Annotated in this window: 6 protein-coding genes; 3 read left to right on the top strand and 3 right to left on the bottom strand. The window is 39.7% G+C overall.

Annotated elements, in window-relative coordinates; genetic code table 11:
* The first annotated feature begins 466 nt into the window (after positions 1–466).
* Entirely contained in the window at positions 467–811 is a 345-nt protein-coding gene (locus ACE3PQ_RS09990) for an MGMT family protein (RefSeq protein WP_374297432.1), read from the top strand.
* 98 nt (positions 812–909) lie between these two features.
* Here ACE3PQ_RS09990 and ACE3PQ_RS09985 read toward each other — a convergent pair whose 3' ends face one another.
* Positions 910–1143, bottom strand: coding sequence for a hypothetical protein (locus ACE3PQ_RS09985; protein ID WP_241573111.1), 234 nt, complete (start codon positions 1141–1143; stop codon positions 910–912).
* Positions 1144–1675: 532 nt separating this feature from the next.
* Here ACE3PQ_RS09985 and ACE3PQ_RS09980 point away from each other — a divergent pair.
* The gene (locus ACE3PQ_RS09980) at positions 1676–2029 is read left to right on the top strand and encodes a hypothetical protein (RefSeq protein WP_374297430.1); all 354 of its coding nucleotides are present in this window, start codon (positions 1676–1678) and stop codon (positions 2027–2029) included.
* Between the two features lie 25 nt (positions 2030–2054).
* Here the strand turns inward: ACE3PQ_RS09980 and ACE3PQ_RS09975 are convergent, their stop codons facing one another.
* Both ACE3PQ_RS09975 and ACE3PQ_RS09970 read right to left on the bottom strand, forming a co-directional pair.
* The gene (locus ACE3PQ_RS09975; protein WP_374297428.1) at positions 2055–3698 is read right to left on the bottom strand and encodes a M16 family metallopeptidase; all 1644 of its coding nucleotides are present in this window, start codon (positions 3696–3698) and stop codon (positions 2055–2057) included.
* A 9-nt stretch (positions 3699–3707) separates the two neighbouring features.
* A complete protein-coding gene (locus ACE3PQ_RS09970) occupies positions 3708–5297 on the bottom strand; it encodes a M16 family metallopeptidase (protein ID WP_374297425.1) in 1590 nt (529 codons plus the stop codon).
* A 258-nt stretch (positions 5298–5555) separates the two neighbouring features.
* Between ACE3PQ_RS09970 and ftsY the strand changes: the two genes are divergently transcribed.
* The gene (ftsY, locus tag ACE3PQ_RS09965; protein WP_374297424.1) at positions 5556–6746 is read left to right on the top strand and encodes a signal recognition particle-docking protein FtsY; all 1191 of its coding nucleotides are present in this window, start codon (positions 5556–5558) and stop codon (positions 6744–6746) included.
* Positions 6747–6872: the final 126 nt, after the last annotated feature.

Genomic DNA, 6872 nt, shown 5'->3' with positions numbered 1-6872 from the left:
CGATTGATTTCTACGCCATCTATGCGATGGGACACTATTTAGCCACGTAATGTTTGCACCATTCGCATTTCTAAGCCATCTATGCGATGGGACACCATTTCTTCAAGCGCATTGCCTTTATCTGTGTTTTCTAAGCCATCTATGCGATGGGACACTTTATATCGGTGCATGGACGTTAATAGTAATCTTTCTAAGCCATCTATGCGATGGGACACTCTTATTAGGCGCTTTTGTAGGCGGTGTCATTTTTCTAAGCCATCTATGCGATGGGACACTATAAAATTATCATAAAAATTTAAGTGATAACAGCACTTTAACCTTTAAAAGTATTACATACCCAAAGTTTTTGGGATGTGTGATAACTTATTGATTTTCTTAAGTTGTTAATGAGTAGGAAAAATAAAGGGTATTTTTCATCAGATTTAGTATAACGTGGAAGATATATCTATAGTAGTTAATGATTTACATGAATTCAAAACCAACGACAAAATCGTCCAAAACGAGTGCTTCCAAAGAACTTGCCGAGCAAATCTTAGCGGTGGTGGCATTAATACCATACGGCAAAGTGGCCAGTTATGGTCAAGTGGCAAGGCTCGCAGGACTACCAAAGCATGCTCGATTGGTGGGTAAAGTGCTAGGCAATATGGATGATCGAAGCACATTGCCGTGGTATCGAGTGGTCAATTCACAAGGGAAAATCTGCACAATTATGTTTACAGAACATGGTCAAAATTTGCAAGCGCAATTGCTACTGGCAGAAGGTGTGATGGTGAAAAATGACAAAATTGATCTCAAAACCTATGCTTGGTAATAAGCGTTGGTTTCGAAATCAATATCGGTTGTATTGTGTATTTTGAGAGGATTTGATGTAGAGCGTGAATTGAAGTTAGCTGAGTGGTTTCTTGAAAATTAAGCGATTTGATAGCCATAATTTTCCCAATATTGCGCTTTCAATGAATCACGTTCAACACGAAAACCTTGTTGATAGAGTTGGGATAAGAACATTGCCGCTTTGGCATGTCCTGCTTTGGCAGCAGCTTCAAGTTGGCTGATACCGTTACGATAGTCCATTTGCGTTTGTACGGTGATAACACCTGTTGAGTACAAATGCTCGGCTTCGTCTGTCGCCTTTGTAAAGTTCATGGTTTGCTCCTTTATACTTGTAATGGCTTGGATTTGTTATGCATGACGCATAATGCACAGCACTCATTTTTTGTGGAGTTGAAATGCTGTGAGGTTAGAGTGTCAGTTTGGTATGACAACACGATGACAATTGATCACAAGTTTGTTTCTAATTCATAATATTTACAAATAAACTAAACTTATAATTTACTCAGTGCTTAAATATTTTCCTTGAGTAATGATTTAAAACATTTTCAAATCGTTATAAATATTTTGTTTAATTACAGAGTTTAATCGTAGAAATAACTTCAAGAACAATCATTTAAAATAAGGAAAATCTTATCTATAAATCAGTTATAGGCTTCATCACGGTTGAAGTCAAGTCTGCTTACATGAATGCATCACTGCTGATGATTCGATATTTTCACCAACTTGCCAAAAAATTAACTTAAATTTTAAAAATTGATCATAAGCTAGGCGATTCATACGTTTTAAGCGATCATATATATGTTTTTACTTGAGGAGAGCTACATCTGTGGCTAGAATCAAAGCTATGAAAAAAAATGTAACATTATTTGCGCAGGCTGAGTTTCCGCAGTTTTCAAAGCATATGATCAAACTCATGGATTATGCACAGCATATTGCCACAGCTATATTGATTGTGATTTTGCTGAGTTGGGGGATTTCGAGTTTTCAACAGCCGATCAGTGATGCACAGCACCAACAGTTACAACGATTTGCATCGCAAGCTTTATATTCAAATAGTCGAGAATCTGCAAATTATCTATTGAATCAAGCGCAATTATCGCAAACAGAAGTCAATCAGTTTCAATATTTCAAATGGCTTCGTGTGCATCATCGTGAGCAACAACGGATTCATTTTCAAAAATCAGTAGAAGTAGAATAAAACCAGCTCATAAGTTTTTAAGCGATTAAGGTGTGGTCGTTAATGGAGCTTGATCGCTATTATTTTTAACTTCTAAAGTATTCTTTTCCGTATCGGCTGTCTTCTGCGATGGTGTAAGCTGATAAGGCGTAAGCAATTTTTCATAGAGTTCTGCCACTTCATTTGTGGAAATATCTTTACCTGCCAAAACAGTTAAAAATTTTTCAGGGTGAATATGCTTTTGCCAAGCTTGCTGTACATCTTCGGCGGTCACTGCTGAAATATATTGTTGATATTGGCTCAGATAGTTACTTGGTAAGCCATAAAATCCAATTGCACCAAGTTGGCTATTGATATTGGCATTACTGCGTAGAAGGAGTGGAAAGGCTCGAATGAGCCCACGTTTGCTTCCTTCGATTTGCGCAGTCGCCAACGGCTGATGTAGAAATTTTAATAAAGTGTCATAGGTGATATTAAGGCTTTCGAGCAGTTGCTCACGTTGCGTCGAATATTGAATATAAAACAAACCTTGCGACTGCATACTGCTGAGATTGCTCGATGCGCTATAAGTCAGTCCACGTTTTTCACGAAGCTCTTGCATAAGTAGGCTTTGAAAGCCACCGCTACCAAAGATTTCATTACCAACCTCAAGTGCAAATCGGTCTGGATCATCACGGCGAATACCGATTTGACCGATCATCACATGCGCTTGCGATGAGTTAAATGGAATACGGATAATTTGCGCTTTTTCCAGTGCTTCTGCTTCAGGTAAAAGCTGTGCAGATTCTCCTGTGCTGATTTGTTCGGTGAGCAGGTCAATCATTTGTTGTGCTTGCTGTTGATTAACATTGCCTGTAATAGCGATATTTAAATTATTCGCCACCAAGAATTGATTTTTAAAGGCTTGAATATCTTCACTTTTGATACGTTTTAGGCTTTGAATCGTGCCTGTACTTGGCTGTGCATAAGGGTGATCGCCATAAATCGCACGATAGAAGCGCACACTCATACTGCGTTTTGGATTTTCTTTAACTTGTTTCTGACCGACTTGTGCATTATTCAAAATTCGATCAATACTACCTTGAGGAAATTGTGCATCTTTAAGTAAAAAAATCAATTGGTTGAGTGCGGGTTCTAGGCGTTTTTCATCGGATAAAACACGTAGACGCACCACAAACATATCTCGATACGCTTGTGCAGAATACTGTGCGCCGAGTCGTTCAAAGCTTTGGGCAATATAGTTGGCAGTTTGCGTCGATGTGCCTTCATTTAATAATCTTGCGGTCAGGTTTGCTAAACCATTTATGCCTTTTGAAATGCTTTCATCACGTGCAGAGCCTGCATTAAAGGTCAATTGAATATCCACAATTGGGAGTTGCTTTGACTCGACCAATAAAGTTCTTACGCCATTTTTACTAAACAGTTCTTGTACCTGGGGCGCTTGATAAGGGTGTTGCTGTAGGTCGTGCAAACTTTGCAGATAGGGAAGTGATGCGGTATTTGCGATAAGGTTGTTTTCAGTCGATTGGATTACTTCGCCAGTATCGCTATCTGACTGTATGTCACTGGCCGTTGTGGCATATTCCGTTTGCTGTGCATAGACATAAGACGTTGAAAAAGCCGTAAATAGGCATAAAGATAATTTAATGACATGAGTTAAGGCGGTGCGTTTTGCTTTGAGCTTGATCATAGAATTGCCTTAATTTTTTAAACTTTGTGTTGTTGTGGTTTGTGTTTTAGCGGTGTTTACAACATCATTATTTTGTTGGTTTTGCTGTGTTGGTTTTACTTGATTTTGGCTGGTTTTTTGAGTTTGGGTCTGATTTTGAGTAAAGACAGGCTGTTGATCCATAGGCAATAAATATAAACTCGCCAAATTATCATCATTAAAATATTGCGTAATTACTTGCTGTAAGTCTTCGGCTTTGATGCCGTCATATTTTTGAAAGAGATTTTTAGCCTCGTTTGCATCGACATTGTTGGCTTGCATTTTTCCAATCAGCTCCGCCTGACCTTGCAAGGTATCTTGTGCGTAGACCATTTTTGACAATGTAGAGGATTGCACACGGAGCAATTCATCAGGTTGAATCCATGATGTTTTTAGTTCATCAATCAGCTTGATAATGGCTTGTTCAGCTTGCTTTAATGTCACGCCCTCGGCAGGAATGGCGGTAATGCTAAAGATGGTATCGCCACGATTAAGCATTTCATAGTTGGCACTGGCTGTGGTGAGGATTTTTTGCTCACGGACTAATTCTTTCTCGATTCGTGCAGACAAACCGCCATCTAATACCTCACGCAAAACATCTAGTACATACGCCTGATTTTTCGGTGATGCAGTAGCTAGGCTAGGTACATTCCACGCCATATAGAGATTCGGCACCTGTACCGAAGCATATTTTACCTCATGGCGATAGCCTGATTGATTCGATTCTTTTAAGCGATTTCGTTCAGGTAATTGCTTTGATTTTAAATCACCAAAATAGCGTTGTACTTGGGTCAAAGTTTGTTGTGGATTGACATCACCAACGATCACCAACGTTGCATTATTCGGTGCATACCACGTTTGATACCATTTGCGTACATCCGATAAATTCATTTGATTTAGATTTTGCATATAGCCAATCACAGGTAGTCGATAGCGACTACTTGGGTAGGCGATTTGCCGAAAATCTTCAAATGCCTGTGCTTGTGGATTGTCTTCGATACGTTGACGGCGCTCTTCTTTCACCACTTCGATTTCGGTGGCAAAGTCTTGCTGTCGTAAATGCAGATTGCTCATACGATCGGCTTCTAGCTCAAGTGCTAATGCCACGTAATCTTTCGGAAAAAGTTGATAATAATAGGTGTAATTGTGATTGGTCAGGGCATTTAAACTACCACCAAAGTTGGCATTGATCCGTTTAAATTGATCATCTGGTACTTTGACCGTACCTTTAAACATCATATGTTCAAGCACATGTGAAATTCCTAATAAATCATCAGGCTCATCTGCACCGCCGACTTGATACCAGACTTGTACCATCGCCAAAGGCGCACGATGATCAGGCTGAATGATGACTTTTAGCCCATTATTTAAAGTGTGATAAATGGTTTGGTTTTCAGTTTTGACACTTTTACTTTTGATGCTGTGACTTTTTGTCGTTTCATTTTTCGCATAAGCGAGCTGAGGCATGGTCACCACGATTAGCGTAGCAGTGAGCGCAACACAGATTGGCGACTGCCATAGTGATAATGGTTTTTTATCTTTGCTGATTTGAAGCGTAGTTGTTTGGGAAGTTTTATGCACAAAAAGTTTAGCCTGAAATGTGATGCGTTATGATGAATCTGATTTTTACGAGATCAACTATTGATAAAAGAAATCTATTGATATAAGAAATCTAGCGCAGATGCAAGTGCTTCGGGTTTAGTTCAGTAACATCGAGTGAAAAGCATCAATATAAACGATGAAGAGATGAGTTGAAAAAAGTAATTATGCTACAATATTCCCCATTCATATATCAGTTTCACATTGCATTTTGCTATTTGCTCGCATCAAGGATTTTTCATGCAAGACAATTCTAATTCACAACAAAAGTTTTTAATTGATGACGAGATTGGTGATGATGATGTGACCTTACCGAGTTTGCCAAGTGTCGATGTGCCAATCATCGAAACGCCACGTGTTGAGCAAGCTGTTCAAGCCAAGCAAGCGCAAATTCAAGAAACTGTAATTCAAGAAGCAGTTACACAGGGCAAAGCACAACAAACAGTCGAAAATAATACGGAAATCAGTAATGAATCTGCGACTGAGGCTACAGCAACAGAAGAAACTGGCGGCTTCTTTAGCCGTATGAAACAAGGCTTATCCAAGTCACGTAAAAATCTTGCAGATGGTATGGTCAATATTTTGATCGGTGGCAAAGAAATCGACGATGAGCTCTTAGAAGAAGTTGAAGATCAACTCTTAGTTGCTGATATTGGTGTCGATGCCACCAAAACCATCATTCAAAATCTCACCGAACGTACTGCACGTGGCGGTTTGATTTATTCACATTCTTTGTACAAAGCTCTGCAAGAAGAATTGGTCAATATCCTTGCACCTCGTGTTAAACCATTACACATTGATCCGAATAAAACGCCGTATGTGATCCTTGTGGTTGGTGTCAATGGTGTCGGGAAAACCACAACGATTGGTAAACTCGCAAAACGCTTACAAGGTGAAGGCAAAAAAGTCATGCTCGCAGCAGGTGATACTTTCCGTGCAGCAGCAACTGAACAGTTACAAATTTGGGGTGAGCGCAATCAGATTCCCGTCGTGGCTCAAGGGCATGGCTCGGACAGTGCATCAGTGATCTATGATGCAATCGCCAGTGCCAAAGCGAGAAATATAGATGTGTTGATCGCCGATACCGCAGGACGTTTGCACAATAAATCTAATCTGATGGAAGAACTCAGCAAAGTAAAACGTGTCATGCAAAAGATCGACGGCACGGCACCGCATGAGATCATGCTCGTGGTTGATGCAGGCACAGGTCAGAATGCGATTAATCAAGTACAACTCTTTGATGAAGCAGTTGGTTTAACTGGGATTACCATTACCAAGCTTGATGGTACAGCAAAAGGTGGTGTGCTGTTTAATATTGCCAGTAAATCGCATGTACCGATTCGCTATATCGGTGTCGGTGAGAAGATTGATGACTTGCGTCCGTTTTCTGCAAAATCCTTTGTGACGGCGTTGTTCCAAACTGACGAATAAGCTAATTCGTTGTTTTAATCATTTGCAGTAAGCATGACTCGAAAAGCCAAATCATCAGATTTGGCTTTTTATTATGTGAAGGTTTGATTCAAATTGCTTGGCGAAATTGATCGGTCAAAGGCTTAG

It is taken from the genome of Acinetobacter sp., from assembly GCF_041911495.1.
In the GTDB taxonomy this organism is placed as follows: domain Bacteria; phylum Pseudomonadota; class Gammaproteobacteria; order Pseudomonadales; family Moraxellaceae; genus Acinetobacter.
This window is presented reverse-complemented; position numbering and strand designations above follow the sequence as displayed.